This is a genomic window from Janthinobacterium pasteuri (assembly GCF_051380775.1).
Lineage (GTDB): Bacteria > Pseudomonadota > Gammaproteobacteria > Burkholderiales > Burkholderiaceae_D > Janthinobacterium.
The window spans coordinates 74,249-91,651 of record NZ_JBNYXS010000012.1 but is presented as its reverse complement, the minus strand read 5'-3'; the positions used below and the strand labels follow the sequence as shown (position 1 = coordinate 91,651).

The following is a 17,403-nucleotide window of genomic DNA, read 5'->3' as shown; positions in this document are numbered from 1 at the left end:
CCACTCGTCTTACTGGCCTATATATATTGCAGCACGGATAAAACGCTGAAAAAACGCTGAAAATGCTATGCGCCTGCACAAACTGTAGTGAAATTACGTTTTTCTGATGTATTATTCTCATACCAACGCCGGTAGCCCCGTTCGCCACGATGAACGCGCCGCGCTCCTTTCAACCGAGACAAGCACCCAAGCCGACCGCCATGCGCCAGCCAGCACCTACTCCTGCCATCACCGCCACCGCCAGTTTCCAGTCCCTGCAAGCGCATAGCACCAGCCTGCGCGAGGTCCACCTGCGCCAGCTGTTCGCTCTAGATCCCGCGCGTTTTTCCAGCATGACAGTCGATGCGGCCGGCCTGCTGCTCGATTACTCGAAGAACCGCGTCGACGCCACCGCCATGGCCCTGCTGATGGACCTGGCCCGCGAGCGCGGCGTGGAAGCGCAGCGCGAAGCGATGTTTACAGGCGAGAAAATCAATCTTACCGAACATCGGGCCGTTCTGCATACCGCCTTGCGCGCGCCGCGCGGCACCGCCCTGGTAGTTGATGGCCAGGATATCGATGCCGACGTGCAAGATGTGCTGCAGCGCGTGAAGGCGTTTACCGACAAGGTACGCAATGGCAGCTGGCTCGGCTACACGGGCAAGCCGATTTGCGACATCGTCAACATCGGCATCGGCGGCTCGGACCTGGGACCGAAAATGGCTTGCCTGGCGCTGCGCTCCTACGCCAACCCGGGCCTGGAAATGCACTTTGTGTCCAACGTCGACGGCCACGACATGGAAGCGACACTGTCCAGGGTCGATCCGGAAACCACGCTGTTCATCGTTGCCTCGAAAACCTTCGTCACGGCTGAAACCATGCTCAACGCCAACACGGCGCGCGCCTGGTTCCTGCTCGAAGGCGAAGAAAAGGACCTGGCCCAACATTTTGTGGCTGTTTCGACCAACACGCAAGCCATCGTCGACTTCGGCATTTCGCCGGAAAACATGTTCCCGTTCTGGGACTGGGTCGGTGGCCGTTATTCCGTCTGGTCCTCGATCGGCCTGGCCGTGGCGCTGTCCGTGGGCTTTGAATACTTCAGCGATTTCCTCGCCGGCGCGCATGCGATGGATCAGCATTTCCGCCAGGCGCCACTGGAACAGAACATGCCCGTGGTGCTGGCCATGGTGGGCTTCTGGAACCGCCAGTTCCTCGATTGCGGTTCCGTCTCCATCGCACCGTATCACCAGGACTTGAGCCGCTTTGCCGCCTATTTGCAACAGCTGGACATGGAAAGCAATGGCAAGCGCGTCACCAAGGATGGCGCGCCCGTCGACGTGCCGACCGGCCCCGTCATCTGGGGCGATTGCGGCACGAATGCGCAGCATGCGTATTTCCAGCTGCTGCATCAGGGCACCGACATCACGCCCATCGATTTCATCGCCGCCCTGCGCGCCACGCACGATTTACCCGGCCACCACGACGCCCTGCTGGCGAACTGCTTCGCCCAGTCGGAAGCCTTCATGACGGGCAAGACGGGCGAGGAAGTGCGCCTTGACTTGCAGGCGCAGGGCTTGCCGGAAAACGAGATCGAAGCGCTGGTGCCGCACAAGACTTTCCCGGGCAACCGCCCCAGCAATACCATCTTGATGGACCAGCTGACCCCGACCACCCTGGGCGCCCTGATCGCGCTGTACGAACACAAGACCTTCGTGCAGGGCGTCTTGTGGAACGTCAACAGTTTCGACCAGTGGGGCGTAGAACTGGGCAAGGTGCTGGCCAAGAAAATCCAGGCCGAACTGACGGGCGAAGCCCGTCCCGACCACCACGACAGCTCGACCAATGGTTTGATCGCCCTGGCTAAAGCAGCAAAAGCCGCATATTAATAACAACACCGAACAAAACCGTAGCGAGCGGAAGCGAGTTGCGGTCGAGAAGCGCAACTGTACGAAGGTACAGTGAGCACCGCAGACCGTACATCACGACGCGCAGCAGGTTTTGATCGGTGTATTAAAAAGAGATAGATGAATATTTACGAGATCAAGGTAGTCAGCGACAAGCCCATGCAAGTGGGCGAATGTCCGCTATGGCATGGCAAGGAAGCGGCCCTGTACTGGGTCGATATCGATGGCCGCGCCGTGCATCGCTTGCACCCGGCCAGCGGCCAGCATGAACAGTGGAGCATGCCGACAGAACCGTCGGCGCTGGCCATCAATGCGGGCGGCGGCCTGATCGTAGCCTTGCGCAGCGGTTTTGCCCACCTCGACACGAAGACGGGTAGCCTGGCGGAAATCGCCCCGGCACCGTTCGACATGGCCACCACGCGTTTCAACGATGGCAAGGTCGACCCTGCCGGCCGCTTCTGGGTCGGCACGATTTTCGAGCCGCGCAGCGCCGATGCGGCGGAAATGTTCGTGCTGGAAAAGGGACAAGTGCGCAAGGTCTGGTCCGGCGGCATGACGGTATCGAACGGCCTGGGCTTTTCCCCCGACAAGCGCACCATGTACCACGCGGATACCACTACGCACCGCATCGACCGCTTCGACTTCGATGCGGCCACGGGAGCCATTTCCGCGCCGCAACCATTCCAGCGCTTTTCCACCGATAAAAAAGCGGCCGATTACGGCGGACGCCCCGATGGCGCGGCCGTCGACAGCGAAGGCAATTACTGGTCGGCCATGTTTGAAGGCGGCAAGATTGTACGCTTCGCCCCCGATGGCCATGTGCTGGGTGAAATTACCGTGCCCGTGCGCTGCCCCACCATGGTGACGTTTGGCGGTCCCGACCTGCGCACCCTGTACATCACCAGCGCCAGCCACAACAGGTCAAACGCCGAGATCGCCAACTACCCGCTCACGGGCCACGTGCTGTCCGTGCGCGTGGACGTGGCGGGCCAGCCGGAAACGCCTTACCAGGCTTGAGCATTTACAGTCGGAAGGCCAGTACCAGCGCGGCAAGCTGCTGCGCCTGACGCTGCATGGCGGCCGACGCGGCCGCATTTTCCTGCACCAACTGGGCATTTTCTTGCGTGTTGGCATCAAACGCAGCCAGCACTTCATTGATGCCGTGAATGTCGCGCGCCTGTTCGTCCGATGCCGTGCGCAGCTGCCCCATGATGGTCGTCACTTGTTGCACGCTGTCGACCACTTGCAAAATGGTGGCGCCAGCACGCTCCACCATGCAGCTACCCAACTCCACCGTCTCCACCGTATTGCCGATCAATGCCTTGATTTCATGCGCTGCGCTGGCCGAGCGCTGCGCAAGCACGCGCACCTCGGCTGCCACGACGGCGAAGCCTCGCCCCTGCTCGCCCGCGCGCGCAGCTTCCACTGCCGCGTTCAAGGCCAGGATATTCGTCTGAAAGGCAATCGCATCAATCACGCCGATGATGTCGACTATTTTCTTCGACGACGCCTCGATGCGGCCCATGCTGGCCTGCACCTCGCGCATGGCGCCACCGCCCTGCCCCGCCTCGAGCGACATACGTGCCGCCAGCGCATCGGCCTGTCCTACATGGCCTGCGCCGCGCCGCACCGCGTCCGTCAGCGCCTGCATCGCGCGCACCGTACGCTCGACATCGCTGGCCTGGCGTTCCGTACGGCGCGCCAGCGCAGCGTTGTGCATGGCGATCCCGGCGCTCGCTGCAGCGATGCTATCGGTGCCATCGCGCACGCCCGCAAGCGTGCCGCGCATGGTCGCCAGCATGGCCGCCAGCGATTGTCCCAGCGCATTACGGGGTGCCCGCTGCAGCGGCCGCAAATCCACCTGCCCCACATGCGCGCCCAGGGCCAACACCATTTGTTCCAGTTCCTGACCCTGGCGTGTGCTGGCGCGCAAGGTCACGGCCACATAGCACAGCGCCGCCGACTCGACCACAACGAACATGGCGTGCAGGAAAACGATGCCCAGGCCAGGCGTACTAAAACACATCACGCCATAACTGGCTTGCTGCAAATAATAAAACAGCAGGTGGTGCGCGGCGATCGTCGCTGCGGCCACGATCACGGGGCGCCAGTCGCGATACAGCACCAGCAGCGCCAGATAAACGAAAATACCGAAATGCAACTCTGTCAAGCCTGCACCTTGTTCGATATGCAAGGCGGCCATGAGCATGATGGCGACGGCATTGACGCAGCGGGTTGCCAGGCTGCCGGGCCACGCGAGAAAAAGCAGGGTCGGCAGCAAGGCGACCGGCAAAGCCACCTTGGCAACGAGATGCCAGGTGCCGTACAAGTTTGCCATGCCAGCAGACACCAAGGCCAGCAGCCATAGGACGACCAGCATGGAGCGGTCCGCGCGCACGGCCACGGCCCGCAAGGGAGATAGATACATAATTAACTCTTCATCAATATCTGTCGACGCGTGAAAAACGCCAAGCAAGCGCCATTCCGGTACGAACAGGATTTATCAGGACAAGCGGCAAGTGCTGGGCCGCAACGACAGGGGCGGCCCGAGAGCCAGCGGTGCGCCAGGCGGCGTGAAAGACGCGGCCTGTGCAAGAGGATGGAGGTGGCACAGGACAGTACGCGCGTGCGGCCCCACAGAACCAGGGGTGACATTATACGTGAATTGTGGCAATACATTGCCGCGAAGAAAAACTTGAAATTCACCAGGAGCCGCACGCCAGGCGGCGTGCGGCGGTGTCAGCGCGCTTTAGCGCGCCAGCACCTTACGTATGGTCTCGGCCAGTTCCGCCGCTACAAACTTGGCCACATAACCATCGGCGCCCACGCCCTTTACGTGGTCTTCGTTGGTCGAGCCTGTCAGCGACGAGTGGATCACCACGGGGATGCTGGAGAAGCGGCCATCGTTCTTGATGTTGCGCGTCAGGGTGAAGCCATCCATTTCCGGCATTTCCAGGTCGGTCAGCACCAGCGCGACCTTGTCTTTCGCCGTCTTGCCTTCGGTTGCCGCCTGGGCCGAGATCGCCTGCAGGCGTTCCCATGCTTCCTTGCCCGTCTTGGTCATGATGAAAGGCACGCCCATCGCTTCGAGGCCCTTCTCGATCAGCGAGCGGGCCAGCGAGGAATCGTCGGCCGCGAGGATCACGGCGCCGGCCGGCAAACGCACTTGCGGGCCGATGCTGTTCTCGTCCACATCGGGATCACCCGACGGCAGCACGTTGCGCAGGATTTGCTCCACGTCCAGCACTTGCGCCAGGCGCGTCTTGTCGGTGTCGCCATCGAGGCGTGCGATACTCGTGACGAGACCGCCACCGACGCTCGATTCGGCCGACAGCACCTGATTCCATTCCAGGCGCACGATTTCATCGACCTCTTCCACGGCAAACGCCTGGGTCGAGCGGGCAAATTCCGTCACCATCAAAATCTTCAAGCCATTACTCTTGCACCCGACCGCCATCGGCAAGTCGATCACGGGCACGATCTGGCCACGGATATTGACCACACCAAGCATGTGCGGGTGCGAACCGGCCACCGCCGTGATGGCCGGCATTTCCATGATTTCACGGACTTTGAACACATTGATGCCGAATAGTTCGCGGCTGGTCGAGTGATCACTGGTGCCCAGCTTGAACAGGAACAGTTCGAATTTATTATTGCCTGTCAGGCTCGTGCGTTCATCGACATCTTGCTGCATTGAATTCATTGTGTCCCCTTGAGCCGTCTTGTAAAGTTAAGTCGCCTGCCCATGATGCTGCGGGCAGTGCGGACTGCACGTCGCATGGACGTCGGATGGCGGGTTCGGGGCATGGCCGGCGCTAGCGGTGCAGTGTGTATCGTACAATTTTGTACAACCAATAGTTGCTATTGATTTCAGCTTGAATTATACGGTTTTTTACTTTCTTCAAAGCTACTTTACGCTGCCAACGGCGATCCTGACAGCATTTCTTGATTTGCTTGTTGCTACAGCGCAAATGATGAAGGGGAGAGTCGAAAATTTCCCTGGCAACCATGGTTGCTTTGAAAAGCCCCGTGCAAAGCGTGACGGCGTCCCCGCGCCAGCGAAGAGCATATAATGGCCATGCCGTCGCCGCTGGCAGGCATACGGGGCAAAATGGCGACGCCAGGGACTGGAATGTAGTAAAATTTCTTGCAATTGCCCGTTCTGCGTAGTAAATTTACAGCACCGAATATAGTAACGACAGACTGGCACTTCCGGTCGGCCTTCTCCCCGCTCCGGCTCTTTTACTTTTGCGACGACACTCACTTATGGCACTTACCGATTTTGACCTGGTCCTGTTTGGCGGCAGCGGCGATTTAGCAATGCGCAAGTTGTTGCCTGCAATGTATGCGCGCGACGTCGCGAACGATTTGCCGCCGACGGCGCGCATCATCTGTGTGGGCCGCCAGGACAGCGGCCAGGAAGCGTTCCTGAAGATGGTGGAGACCAACTCGCGCCCCCACATCAAGGCCAGCACCCTGAACGCCGCCACCTGGAGCAAATTCTGCGCGCGCATCGTGTATGTGTCGCTCAACGCCAGCGATGCGGCCACGTACGCGCCGCTGGTCGAAGCGCTGCGCGGCGATGCCGACCTGACGCGCGTGTACTACCTGGCCACGCCACCGCATCTGTTCGCGCTGATCTGCGACAACCTGGAAGACAACGGCCTGGTGACGCCGAGTTCGCGCGTGGTACTGGAAAAACCGCTGGGCCGCGACCTGGCCAGCGCCAAGCAGATCAACGCCGAAGTGGGCAAGGTCTTCCAGGAATCGCAGATCTACCGTATCGACCATTACCTGGGCAAGGAAACCGTGCAGAACTTGCTGGCCCTGCGTTTCGGCAACATTCTGTTCGAGCCGCTGTGGCGCCGCGAATGGATTTCCGACGTGCAGATCACCATCGCCGAGAAACTGGGCGTGGGTAACCGCATGGGTTACTACGACACCTCGGGCGCGCTGCGCGACATGCTGCAAAACCACTTGCTGCAACTGCTGTGCATCGTTGCCATGGAACCGCCGACCTCGATCGCGCCGGACGCCGTACGCGATGAAAAGCTGCAGGTATTGCGCTCGCTGAAAAAATTCACGCCCACCACCCTGGCGCAAAACATCGTGCGCGGCCAGTACCGCGCCGGCCACGTCGACGGCGTCACCGTGCCGAGCTACCGCGACGAGCCGGACGCGCCCGAGCATTCGCGCACCGAGACCTTCGTCGCGCTGAAGGCGGAAATCGATACCTGGCGCTGGGCCGGCGTGCCGTTCTACCTGCGCACGGGCAAGCGCATGGCCGACAGCCTGGCCGAGATCGTCGTGCGCTTCAAGCAGATTCCGCACTCGATCTTCAACCAGCCCACGTCCAGCTTCCAGCCGAACTGCCTGGTGATCCGTTTGCAGCCCGACGAAGGCTTGCGCATGAATTTGATGGCGAAAACCCCGGGCGACGGCATGCGCTTGAAACCGGCGGAACTGGAACTCGATTTCCGCGAATCGTTCAAGACCCCACGCATGGATGCCTACGAGCGATTGCTGCTCGACGTCCTGCGCGGCCAGCTGACCCTGTTCATGCGCGGCGACGAACTGGAAGCGGCCTGGGAATGGGTCGAACCGATACTCGACAACTGGGAACAGAACGACAGCGCGCCAATCCCCTACACGGCCGGCACCTGGGGCCCGGCCGCGGCCAGCGCCCTGATCGGCCGCGATGGCTTGCAGTGGCGTGAAGAAGCGCTTCCTGAAGACTAGTTTGGAAGCGCAAGGAGTCTGGCCTTGCAAGGCCAGACCGTTACGCAGGCGTGGAGCGGTGCTCCACGAATTCCCTGCTTCACCTTTACCCGAAGATAGAAGACTAATTTGATGCTGCTTGACTCCATCCGCACCCAGCTCGATTCGCTCTCCAAGTCGGAGAAGAAGGTCGCGCTGGCCGTGCTCGACCAGCCTAACCAGACGGTTAGCCAGAACATCACGGCGCTGGCGAAAAGCGCGCAGGTGTCGGAACCGACCGTGGTGCGCTTTTGCCGCACCCTGGGCTATGACGGCTGGCATGAATTCAAGCTGAAACTGGCGCAGGGTTTGGCCCTGGCCATGCCGGGCGCGAACGAGCAGCCGGCGCAGGACGACCTGGCGGCCGACCTGGTGAATAAAATCTGCAGCCGCTCGATCAATACCCTGCTCGACCTGCGCAACAACCTGAACCCGGAAGCGATCCAGCGCGCGCTCGACATCCTGTCGCGCGCCAGCAAGATCGAATTCTATGGCCAGGGCACCTCCGGTATCGTGGCGGCCGATGCGCAGCACAAGTTCTTCCGCTCGGGCGTGCCGACGGTGGCCTACAGCGATCCGAACATCCACAGCATCGCCGCGGCCCTGCTGCGCGGCGGCGACTGCCTGGTGGCCATCTCGCAGCGCGGCAACAGCCCTGCCCTGGTGCGCTCCGTGAAACTGGCGCGCCGCGGCGGCGCCGACGTCGTCGTGCTGGCCCCATCGGGCACGCCGCTGGCCGACCTGGCGACGGTCCTGATCCCGATCGACCTGGTCTTCAACACCGACCCCTACACGCCGATTTCCGCCCGCCTGGCCTACCTGGTGGTGATCGACGTACTGGCCGTGGGCCTGGCCCTCCAGCGTGGACCTGAATTCCGCAAGAAAATGCAGAATGCACAGAAGGCCTTGCAGGAATTCGACATGCAGTTCGATTCTTTTATTGGCTAGGTGGCATAAATCCGGGGTCTGCCCCGGCGGGTCTGACCCCAGCTCTCACTTTTGGGTTCCTGCCACTGCATTTCTTCCGCACCAAAAGGACTGAACCACGCCCCGGATTATGTACAATAGCCTGGCAAGCCCTTTCCCTCTTTCCCGTGCAGCCATGAACCAACTCGAACAACTGAAGCAATTTACTACCGTGGTGGCCGACACCGGCGACTTCCAATCGATTCAGGCCTACACGCCGCGCGACGCGACGACGAATCCTTCGCTGATCCTGAAAGCCGTGCAGAAGGATGAATACAAGCCGCTGCTGGAAAAGGCCGTACGCGACCATCCGAACGCCTCCACTGCGGAAATCATCGACCGCCTGCTGATCGCGTTTGGCGTGGAAATCCTGCAAACCATTCCCGGCCGCGTCTCCACCGAAGTCGATGCGCGCCTGTCGTTCGACACGGAAGGCACGGTGGCCAAGGGCCGCGACCTGATCGCCCTGTATTCGAACGCCGGCATTGCCCGCGAGCGCGTGCTGATCAAGATCGCCTCGACCTGGGAAGGCATCCGCGCCGCCGCCATCCTGGAAAAGGAAGGCATCCGCTGCAACATGACCCTGCTGTTCTCGCTGGCGCAGGCCATCGCCTGCGCCGAAGCGGGCGCCCAGCTCATTTCGCCGTTCGTCGGCCGCATCTACGACTGGTACAAGAAATCGACGGGCATCGATTACATGGGCGCGGAAGACCCGGGCGTGCAATCGGTACGCCGCATCTACAATTACTACCGCAAGTTCGGCTACAAGACCGAGGTGATGGGCGCGAGCTTCCGCAACACCTCGCAAATCCTTGAACTGGCCGGCTGCGACCTGCTCACCATCAGTCCCGACCTGCTGCAAAAGCTGGCCGACAGCGATGCGCCGGTGGAGCGCAAGCTGAGCGCCGAAGCGGCGCCATCGACCAACATCGTGCACATGTCGCTGAACGAAGAAGCCTTCCGCTTCATGATGAATGAAGACGCGATGGCGACGGAAAAACTGGCCGAAGGCATCCGCGCCTTCTGCGTCGATTCCGGCAAGCTGAAACAGATGATCGCAGCGTTGCGTTAGTCACTGCCCCCCCCTGCAAAAAGCGGCGTCCGTGCATTGCACGGCGCCGCTTTTTGCATGGCATCGCGGTCAGGCGCGGCCGGGGAAATGGCGCGACCGGCGCGACTCCCCCATGATGGTCAGGATCACGCGGCCCGCATGCGCGACTGGGGCCGCGCCATCGCGGAAAGCGAGCGCCTGGCAGCAGGCTTCGCGCTGGTGCTGCGGCTGTCCGTGATCGCCACCTCATACGCACTGTACAGTGCCCGCGTGAATGCGGAAGTGACCCGGGAAATGATGCAAAAACCGCTGGCCATGGAACGCCTGGTATCGGACTGGCATGTGCTGATTCGGCCATCGCGCGCGCCTCGATGATCGCCAGGAACACGCATGAAACCCTGTCGGGCGTGTTTGCCGAGACCATCGCCGACAGCACCAAGCAAGGCAGCGAACTGCTGAAGAAAATCGAAACCCTGCTCGTCAGCGAGGAAGAAAAGGCCATCTTCAAGGCCTCCGTCGAGGAGCGCGTCAAATACCAGGATGCCAAGACCTTGGTGATGAACGCGCGCAAGGGCGGCAACGCGGCCCAGGCGGAAAGTACTTACCGCGACAGCTTTGCCCCGGCGGCGGCCAGGTACCAGAACAACGTCAAGGCCCTGCTGGCGCAGCTTCACCCTGCTGCTGATCCTGTGCGCGCTGGTGGTGGCACTGGGCAGCAGCTGCGCCTGGCTGATCACGCGCTCGATCAACGCGCCCGTGCAGGCGGCCGTAAAGGTGGCCGAGACGGTCGCTGCGGGCGACTTGCGCACGCATTTCGACGGCAGCCAGCGATGAAATCAGCGACCTGATGCGCGCGCTGCACGGCATGAACGAGGCACTGCGCGAGGTGGTGTCGGAAGTGCAGACGGGCACCAACGCCATCGCCACGGCATCGGGCGAAATCGCCGCCGGCAATCAGGATTTGTCGGCGCGCACCGAACAGCAAGCCAGTTCGCTGGAAGAGACGGCGTCGTCGATGGAAGAATTGACCAGCACCGTGAAGCAGAATGCGGACAATGCGCGCCAGGCCAACCAGATGGCGCCCGCCGCTGCGGGTGTGGCCGAACGGGGCGGCAGCATCGTCAGCCAGGTGGTCGACACCATCGGCGTCATCGGCGTCATCGACGGCATCGCCTTCCAGACGAATATCCTGGCATTGAACGCGGCCGTCGAAGCGGCGCGCGAAATCAAGATCCTGATCGGCGACTCGGTGGCACAGGTCAACAACGTCACGCGGCTGGCACAACAGGCTGGCAGCACCATGAGCGAGGTGGTCGACAGCGTGCGCCGCGTCACCGACATCATGGCCGAGATCACGGCCGGCAGCGCCCAAGGCGGCCAGTGCCGCGGCGCGCAAAACACCATCGCACATCGCCGGCGACCAGGATTGGGAAGCGTTTTAAGCCCGCAGGTTTAAGCCCCGCTTCAAGCGCCGTGCCGGCGGCGGCAAGGCACTTGAAACTATTTGACAGCGGCGCCAGGCGCGCCGATACTGGTTTCAGGTGGGACTGGCGCGCCACCGCGACATGAGACAGCCGGCGCCTCCAGGGAGAGACCATGCGCCCCTATCTTGTTTTCGCCTCTTGCTTCAAGCGCCTGGGCGCCGCCCTGCTGTGCGGCGCTTTGGTGGCCTGCAGCGTAGCACCGCCCGCCAGCCTGCCCCCCATCTTCAACGACAGCGATTTTGCGCCGGCCGCCGCCATCGACGCCAGCCAGGTCTTTGCCATCGACGAGACCATGCGCCAGTATGTGCGCACGCAAGTGCGGCGCGAAGCGCGCAACAAGAATGACCGCGCGGCCCTGTATGACGCCCTGTACGACAAGAGCAGACTGAAACTCGAGTACGATGCGGCCATGACGCGCAATGCGCGCGAAACGTTCTCCGCGCGCCAGGGCAACTGCCTGTCGCTGGTGATCATGACGGCGGCGCTGGCACATGAAATGGGCTTGCAGGTGCGCTACCAGGAGGTACTCGGTGAAGAAAGCTGGAGCCGCAGCGGCGACATGTATTTCGTCGCCGGTCACGTCAATCTGGTGCTGGGCCAGCGGCTGGACGACACATCCGGCAGGTACGATGCCAAGGGCATGATGGTGATTGATTTCCTGCCGTCCGCGGAGATCGGCGGCTACCGCACGCGAGAACTCGACGAAGCGACCATGCTCGCCATGTACATGAACAACCGCGCGGCGGAAACCATGAGTGAAGGCCAGCTGGACCAGGCGTATTGGTGGGCCCGGGCGGCGCTGCTGCAGGACCCCTCGTACAGCGGCGCTTACAACACCCTGGGCGTAATCCAGTTCCGCCATGGCGACCTGGCGCAAGCACGGCGCACTTTCGCCCATGCGCTGACGCGCACGCCGGACAACACGGTGCTGCTGTCGAACCTGGCGCAAGCGCTGGAAGCGGCTGGCCTGCCGGATGAAGCGCTGCCGCTGCGCCGGCGCCTGCTGGCGCTGCAGCCGCAGCCGCCTTTCCATTACTTCAACCTGGGCAAGGCGGCCATGCAGAAAAACGATTACGTGCAGGCAATACAGCTGTTTTCACGTGAAATCGCGCGCGACCCGTACTACCACGAATTCCACTTCTGGCTGGCGCAAGCCTATGCGCGCCTGGGCCAGCTGGAGCAGGCCGGCAAGCAGCTGGAACTGGCGATGAGCAACAGCATCACACGCAGCGACCACACTCTCTATGCGGCCAAGCTGCAGCGCCTGCGCGCCATCCCCACGCATTAATCTTCCAAAAACATCTGCTGCAGGTCATTCAGGAAGCACAATCCCAGTTCTGTCGGGCGGATGACCTGGTGGTCGCGGTACAGCAAGCCTTTCGCTTCGGCCGCATCGAGGGGCTTGTCGATGGCGTTGATGGTCAGGCCTGTGCGCTCGGCGAACAGGTTGGGCGAGAACCCCTGCGTCAGGCGCAAAGTGTTGAGCATGAACTCAAAACCCATCTCCTCGCGCGCCAGTTCGCGCTCTTCCTGCACCGGCGCGCCGGCCAGGACCGCGTCCATGTAGGCGCGCGGCTGCTTGTAGCGGGCCTGGCGCAGCACGCGGTGCGGAAACGATATCTTCGAATGCGCGCCAGCGCCGATGCCCAGGTAGTCGCCAAACTCCCAATAATTGCGGTTGTGGCGGGCCTGGCGGCCCGGCTGCGCATAGGCCGACACCTCGTAGCGGCCATAGCCAGCCTGCGCCGCGCGCGCGGCCACCATGTCGGCGATGTCCGCGCTTTCATCGTCGTCCGGCAGCACCGGCGGATACTTGGCGAACAGGGTGTTCGGTTCCAGGGTCAGGTGGTACAGCGACAGGTGCGGCGGCGCGAACGACAGCGCCGTTTCCAGGTCCTGCTGCGCCTCGGCCAGGGTTTGCGTGGGCAGCGCGTACATCAGGTCGAGATTGAAATTATCGAAGTTGGCGTGCGCGATGTCCACCGCGCGGCGCGCTTCATTGTCGTCATGGATGCGCCCCAGCGCCTGCAAATGGCGGCCATTGAAGCTCTGGATGCCGATCGACAGGCGGTTGATGCCGCTGGCCCGGTAGGACTTGAATTTTTCCGCTTCAAAGGTGCCCGGATTGGCTTCCATGGTGATTTCGCAATCGCCGTCGAGCGGTAGCAAAGTGCGCACGTCCGACATCAGGCGGTCCAGCCCCGCCGCCGACATCAGGCTGGGCGTGCCGCCGCCGATGAAGATGGTGTGGATCTTGCGGCCCCAGATCAGCGGCAGCGCCATTTCCAGGTCCAGGCGCAGCGCGGCCAGGTACTCCGCTTCCGGCAAGTCGCCGCGCACCTCGTGCGAATTGAAATCGCAATACGGGCATTTTTTCACGCACCACGGGAAATGGATGTACAGCGACAGCGGCGGCAGGGCCGCCAGGTTCAGCGCGCCCGGCTGCAGGTATTTCAGCGCCGCTCCCGCCGCGCCGGAAATGCCGTCCTGCGGAGCGGGCGAGGCTCCTGGCTTCGCTGCAGATTTGGCAACGGCACCCACCAGTTTGATCGGGATCATCGCAGGGTCCGCAGCTTGTCGACCAGCGCGCGCAGGGCCTGGCCACGGTGCGACAGCGCGTTCTTTTCATCGGACGTCAGTTCGGCCGCGCACTTGCCCAGCGCGGGAATAAAGAAATGCGGATCGTAGCCAAAGCCCCCGTTGCCGCGCGGCGTGGCGATCATTTCGCCATTCCAGCGGCCATCGGCGATCACCGGTTGCGGGTCGTCCGCATGGCGCACGTACACCAGCACGCAGTAGTAATACGCGGACTTGTCGGCATGCGCCTCCAGGTCGGCGATCAGTCTGGCGCTGTTGGCGGCATCCGATTTTGGCTCGCCCGCATAGCGGGCCGAGTACACGCCGGGCGCGCCGCCGAGCGCATTGACACACACGCCCGAATCGTCGGCCAGCGCCGGCAAGCCTGTCAGGCGTGACGCGTGGCGCGCCTTTTGCAGGGCGTTTTCCACGAAGGTGTGAAACGGTTCGTCGCTTTCCGGCACGGCGTATTCGCCCTGGGCGTGGACAGAAAAACCGATGCTCGAGAGCAGCTCGTTGAATTCCTTGAGCTTGCCGGCGTTGTTGGAGGCGAGGATGAGGCGTTGGGTCATGTCAGTAGTCCGGTTGAAGTGCCGACATTGTAAACCCTTTGCGCTGCCCCCACCTTGGCCCACTGCCACGCTCAACGGCGGCAGGTGTGGGCTTTTTGCCCGGCGCGGCGGGCGACAGGACGTAAATCTACGTAAAGATTACAGACCGAGCGCCTGCTTCTGCATGACGATCAGGTCGGCGATGCCACCCTGCGCCAGGTCCAGCAAACGGTTCATGCCGGCGCGGTCGAAGGCGGCGCCTTCGGCTGTGCCCTGCACTTCGATGAAGTGGCCCGCTTCCGTCATCACGACGTTCATGTCCGTGTCGCAGCCCGAATCTTCCACATAGTCCAGGTCCAGCACCGGCATGCCCTGGTAGACACCCACCGAGATGGCGGCGACAAAGCTTTTCACGGGGATGGCGGCGATGGCGCCGCGCGCCTGCAACTGGGAAAACGCGTCATACGCGGCCACCATGGCGCCCGTGATCGAGGCCGTGCGCGTGCCGCCATCGGCCTGGATCACGTCGCAATCGAGGTGCAGGGTGCGTTCGCCGAAGGCTTGCAGATCAAAGGCGGCACGCAGCGAGCGCCCGATCAGGCGCTGGATTTCCTGCGTGCGGCCGGACTGCTTGCCGCGCGCCGCTTCGCGGTCCATGCGCGTGTGCGTCGAGCGGGGCAGCATGCCGTACTCGGCCGTCAACCAGCCCTGGCCCTTGCCCTTCAGGAAACCAGGCACCTTGTCTTCGATGCTGGCGGTGCAGATGACCTTGGTGTCGCCGCATTCGATCAGCACCGAGCCTTCGGCATGCTTGGTGTACTGGCGGGTGATGCGGATGGCGCGCAGCGCGTCGACGGCGCGGCCGCTCGGGCGGGATTCAAATGTCATGGGGTGTCCTGTGTGATTGGGGTTGCGGCCGCGATTTTACCACTGCGGCACCACGGCCCGACGCAGGGTGGCCCGCGCACAAGATCCATACAATCCTGCCCCGCCAAACACAATTTTCTTTACAATGCCGTAAACGCACATTATTCAGCAATTTTCAGGCCATCGCCCTCTTCGGTCCTGTTTTGCGGCGCGGGCGGTATTGCCTGCGCTGGCTGATTAAGTGTATAAGTGACTATATACAAGATCAAATCGGGGAATCCTTTGAGCATTTCAAGCATGACAGGCTACGCGGTTGCCACCAGCGAAGGTGCTGCAGGCACACTGACAATTGAAATCAAGAGCGTCAACTCGCGCTTTCTCGACCTGCAATTCCGTATCAACGACGATCTGCGGGCGCTGGAGCCTGACTTGCGCGCCGCCGTCATGTCTGCCATCACGCGCGGCAAAGTCGAGGTACGCCTGAGCTTTGGCCGCAAGGCCGCCACAAACGGCACGCAGGCGCTGAACCTGCCCCTGCTGGCCGAACTGGCGCGCCTGCAAAACGAAGTGGGCCAGCATTTTGTCTCCGCCCCCGTCATGACGGTGGCCGAACTGCTGCGCTGGCCGGGCATCATCGAAGAAGCGCAAGTGGGGCAAGAATCCTTGCAGGCGGACGTGGGCGCGCTGACCAAACGCACGGTGGCGGCCTTCGTCGACAGCCGCAAGCGCGAAGGCGCGGCACTCGAAGCGGTGCTGGTGTCGCGCATCGAAGCGATGGAAGCCATCGTCAAGCGCATCACGCCATTGATTCCGCAAGTAGTGGCGGCCTTCCAGCAAAAAGCCATCGAGCGCATGCAGGATGCGCTGGGCCTGGCCAGCCAGGGCTCGAATTCGGCCCTGTCGCGCCAGGACGCCATGGAGCGCATCCGCCAGGAAGTCATTTTGTATGGCATCCGCATCGATGTGTCGGAAGAACTGGCGCGCCTGTCGGCCCACCTGGGCGAGACGCGCCACATCCTCACCAAGGGCGGGCAAGTGGGCAAGCGCCTCGACTTCATGATGCAGGAACTCAATCGCGAAGCCAACACGCTGGGCGCCAAGGCGTCCGTCAAGGAACTGGCCGACGCCTCGATGGACTTGAAGCTGCTGATCGAGCAGATGCGCGAACAGGTGCAGAACCTGGAGTAAGCCGCCAGCCACGCCAGGCGCCGGCCATGCCGGCCTCATTGGGACTGGCTCACAGCCTTGCCTCTTGGTAAAATAGCGGATTGGGCGCCGCCTGCGCGAGCATCGGCGCCAACAACACGATTATTGAAAGATCCGCATGAGCCACCCTACCGCCTTCTCCGGCAGCCTGTTCGTGGTCGCCGCACCATCGGGCGCCGGCAAATCGACACTGGTCAATGCATTGCTGGCGCAAGAGCCCGGCATCAAACTGTCGATTTCGACCACCACGCGCGCGCCCCGTCCGGGCGAGCAGCATGGCCGCGAGTACTATTTCACGACGGCGGAAGACTTTGTCGCGCGCGCCGACCAGGGCGAATTCCTGGAATGGGCGGAAGTGCATGGCAATTACTATGGCACCTCACGCATCATGGTGGAACAGCAAATGCTGGCCGGCACCGACATCCTGCTGGAAATCGACTGGCAGGGCGCGCGCCAGGTGCGCAAGCAATTCCCCCGCGCCGCCGGTATTTTCATCCTGCCGCCATCGATCGATGCGCTGGAAGAGCGCCTGAACAAGCGCGGCCAGGACGAGCCGCATGTGATCACGCGCCGCCTGCTGGCGGCTGGCGGCGAAATCGCACACGCTCCCGAGTTCGAGTATGTTATTATCAATGAAGAGTTTACGGTCGCTTTGTCCGAACTGAGCGCGATCGTGAGAGCGGCCCGTTGCCGGTTTGCGCAACAAGCGGCCCGCAACGCATCGCTATTCGCCCAGTTGGGCCTGCACGCAGAGTAACCAGTCTGCACGCCAGTTCACACAGCGCCACGCACCACGCATACAATTTAGGAGTTACTATGGCCCGTATCACAATCGAAGATTGCCTGAAGCAGATCCCTAACCGTTTCCAGCTGACCCTGGCTGCGACTTATCGCGCACGTCAGTTGTTGCAAGGACACACCCCAAAGGTGGAAGCCAAGGACAAGCCTACCGTTGTCGCGCTGCGTGAAATCGCTGCCGGTAAAGTCGGCATCGAAATGCTGAAAAAGGTCCCGATGTAATTCGGAACCCGCGTGCCGGAACAGTGCTGACCCCTGGTTCT

14 protein-coding genes and 1 pseudogene are annotated in these 17,403 nt (G+C 62.2%); 10 read left to right on the top strand and 5 right to left on the bottom strand.

Annotated elements, in window-relative coordinates; translation table 11 throughout:
- Positions 1–200: 200 nt before the first annotated feature.
- Positions 201–1,865 carry a glucose-6-phosphate isomerase gene (gene pgi, locus ACQ4WN_RS14110; RefSeq protein WP_436552101.1) on the top strand — a complete coding sequence of 555 codons (1,665 nt, stop codon included), beginning with the start codon at positions 201–203 and terminating at the stop codon, positions 1,863–1,865.
- 138 nt (positions 1,866–2,003) lie between these two features.
- Complete coding sequence (locus ACQ4WN_RS14105; RefSeq protein WP_436552100.1) at positions 2,004–2,900, top strand: SMP-30/gluconolactonase/LRE family protein; 897 nt, start codon at positions 2,004–2,006, stop codon at positions 2,898–2,900.
- A 4-nt stretch (positions 2,901–2,904) separates the two neighbouring features.
- Here ACQ4WN_RS14105 and ACQ4WN_RS14100 read toward each other — a convergent pair whose 3' ends face one another.
- Positions 2,905–4,311: a methyl-accepting chemotaxis protein gene (locus ACQ4WN_RS14100; RefSeq protein WP_436552099.1), complete on the bottom strand. Its 1,407-nt coding sequence runs from the start codon at positions 4,309–4,311 to the stop codon at positions 2,905–2,907.
- 321 nt (positions 4,312–4,632) lie between these two features.
- Positions 4,633–5,586: a chemotaxis protein gene (locus ACQ4WN_RS14095; RefSeq protein WP_152258717.1), complete on the bottom strand. Its 954-nt coding sequence runs from the start codon at positions 5,584–5,586 to the stop codon at positions 4,633–4,635.
- A gap of 563 nt (positions 5,587–6,149) precedes the next feature.
- Between ACQ4WN_RS14095 and zwf the strand changes: the two genes are divergently transcribed.
- From zwf to ACQ4WN_RS14070, 5 genes and pseudogenes are all read left to right on the top strand, one after another.
- Positions 6,150–7,622, top strand: coding sequence for a glucose-6-phosphate dehydrogenase (gene zwf, locus ACQ4WN_RS14090; protein ID WP_436552098.1), 1,473 nt, complete (start codon positions 6,150–6,152; stop codon positions 7,620–7,622).
- A 111-nt stretch (positions 7,623–7,733) separates the two neighbouring features.
- The gene (locus ACQ4WN_RS14085) at positions 7,734–8,588 is read left to right on the top strand and encodes an SIS domain-containing protein (RefSeq protein ID WP_034750862.1); all 855 of its coding nucleotides are present in this window, start codon (positions 7,734–7,736) and stop codon (positions 8,586–8,588) included.
- A 154-nt stretch (positions 8,589–8,742) separates the two neighbouring features.
- A complete protein-coding gene (gene tal / locus ACQ4WN_RS14080; protein ID WP_436552097.1) occupies positions 8,743–9,678 on the top strand; it encodes a transaldolase in 936 nt (311 codons plus the stop codon).
- A 138-nt stretch (positions 9,679–9,816) separates the two neighbouring features.
- A pseudogene (locus ACQ4WN_RS14075) lies at positions 9,817–11,029 on the top strand (methyl-accepting chemotaxis protein); the annotation flags it as partial.
- 224 nt (positions 11,030–11,253) lie between these two features.
- Positions 11,254–12,429 (top strand): tetratricopeptide repeat protein, encoded by a 1,176-nt coding sequence (locus ACQ4WN_RS14070; protein WP_436552096.1) that lies wholly within the window; start codon positions 11,254–11,256, stop codon positions 12,427–12,429.
- Here ACQ4WN_RS14070 and hemW read toward each other — a convergent pair.
- The 3 genes from hemW to rph all read right to left on the bottom strand — a co-directional run bounded on the left by hemW (position 12,426) and on the right by rph (position 15,157).
- The gene (gene hemW / locus ACQ4WN_RS14065) at positions 12,426–13,700 is read right to left on the bottom strand and encodes a radical SAM family heme chaperone HemW (protein WP_436552095.1); all 1,275 of its coding nucleotides are present in this window, start codon (positions 13,698–13,700) and stop codon (positions 12,426–12,428) included. The genes ACQ4WN_RS14070 and hemW overlap by 4 nt on opposite strands.
- Complete coding sequence (gene rdgB / locus ACQ4WN_RS14060) at positions 13,697–14,290, bottom strand: RdgB/HAM1 family non-canonical purine NTP pyrophosphatase (protein WP_436552094.1); 594 nt, start codon at positions 14,288–14,290, stop codon at positions 13,697–13,699. Before rdgB ends, hemW begins: the two co-directional genes overlap by 4 nt.
- A gap of 138 nt (positions 14,291–14,428) precedes the next feature.
- Positions 14,429–15,157, bottom strand: a complete 729-nt coding sequence (gene rph, locus ACQ4WN_RS14055; protein ID WP_152284699.1) for a ribonuclease PH — start codon at positions 15,155–15,157, stop codon at positions 14,429–14,431.
- 276 nt (positions 15,158–15,433) lie between these two features.
- On the opposite strand from rph, the gene ACQ4WN_RS14050 reads away from it, so the two are divergent.
- From ACQ4WN_RS14050 to rpoZ, 3 genes are all read left to right on the top strand, one after another.
- Complete coding sequence (locus ACQ4WN_RS14050; protein ID WP_436478266.1) at positions 15,434–16,324, top strand: YicC/YloC family endoribonuclease; 891 nt, start codon at positions 15,434–15,436, stop codon at positions 16,322–16,324.
- Between the two features lie 136 nt (positions 16,325–16,460).
- The gene (gene gmk, locus ACQ4WN_RS14045; protein ID WP_077407781.1) at positions 16,461–17,099 is read left to right on the top strand and encodes a guanylate kinase; all 639 of its coding nucleotides are present in this window, start codon (positions 16,461–16,463) and stop codon (positions 17,097–17,099) included.
- Between the two features lie 59 nt (positions 17,100–17,158).
- Entirely contained in the window at positions 17,159–17,362 is a 204-nt protein-coding gene (gene rpoZ / locus ACQ4WN_RS14040) for a DNA-directed RNA polymerase subunit omega (RefSeq protein WP_010400723.1), read from the top strand.
- Positions 17,363–17,403 lie beyond the last annotated feature (41 nt).

Bases quoted from the DNA above. Each gene is read 5' to 3' on its own strand.
- ACQ4WN_RS14105 (WP_436552100.1), top strand. From the start codon at position 2,004: ATGAATATTTACGAGATCAAGGTAGTCAGCGACAAGCCCATGCAAGTG.
- rpoZ (WP_010400723.1), top strand. From the start codon at position 17,159: ATGGCCCGTATCACAATCGAAGATTGCCTGAAGCAGATCCCTAACCGT.
- zwf (WP_436552098.1), top strand. From the start codon at position 6,150: ATGGCACTTACCGATTTTGACCTGGTCCTGTTTGGCGGCAGCGGCGAT.
- ACQ4WN_RS14100 (WP_436552099.1), bottom strand. From the start codon at position 4,311: ATGTATCTATCTCCCTTGCGGGCCGTGGCCGTGCGCGCGGACCGCTCC.
- hemW (WP_436552095.1), bottom strand. From the start codon at position 13,700: ATGATCCCGATCAAACTGGTGGGTGCCGTTGCCAAATCTGCAGCGAAG.
- ACQ4WN_RS14085 (WP_034750862.1), top strand. From the start codon at position 7,734: ATGCTGCTTGACTCCATCCGCACCCAGCTCGATTCGCTCTCCAAGTCG.
- rdgB (WP_436552094.1), bottom strand. From the start codon at position 14,290: ATGACCCAACGCCTCATCCTCGCCTCCAACAACGCCGGCAAGCTCAAG.
- ACQ4WN_RS14070 (WP_436552096.1), top strand. From the start codon at position 11,254: ATGCGCCCCTATCTTGTTTTCGCCTCTTGCTTCAAGCGCCTGGGCGCC.
- ACQ4WN_RS14095 (WP_152258717.1), bottom strand. From the start codon at position 5,586: ATGAATTCAATGCAGCAAGATGTCGATGAACGCACGAGCCTGACAGGC.
- rph (WP_152284699.1), bottom strand. From the start codon at position 15,157: ATGACATTTGAATCCCGCCCGAGCGGCCGCGCCGTCGACGCGCTGCGC.
- pgi (WP_436552101.1), top strand. From the start codon at position 201: ATGCGCCAGCCAGCACCTACTCCTGCCATCACCGCCACCGCCAGTTTC.
- tal (WP_436552097.1), top strand. From the start codon at position 8,743: ATGAACCAACTCGAACAACTGAAGCAATTTACTACCGTGGTGGCCGAC.
- ACQ4WN_RS14050 (WP_436478266.1), top strand. From the start codon at position 15,434: ATGACAGGCTACGCGGTTGCCACCAGCGAAGGTGCTGCAGGCACACTG.
- gmk (WP_077407781.1), top strand. From the start codon at position 16,461: ATGAGCCACCCTACCGCCTTCTCCGGCAGCCTGTTCGTGGTCGCCGCA.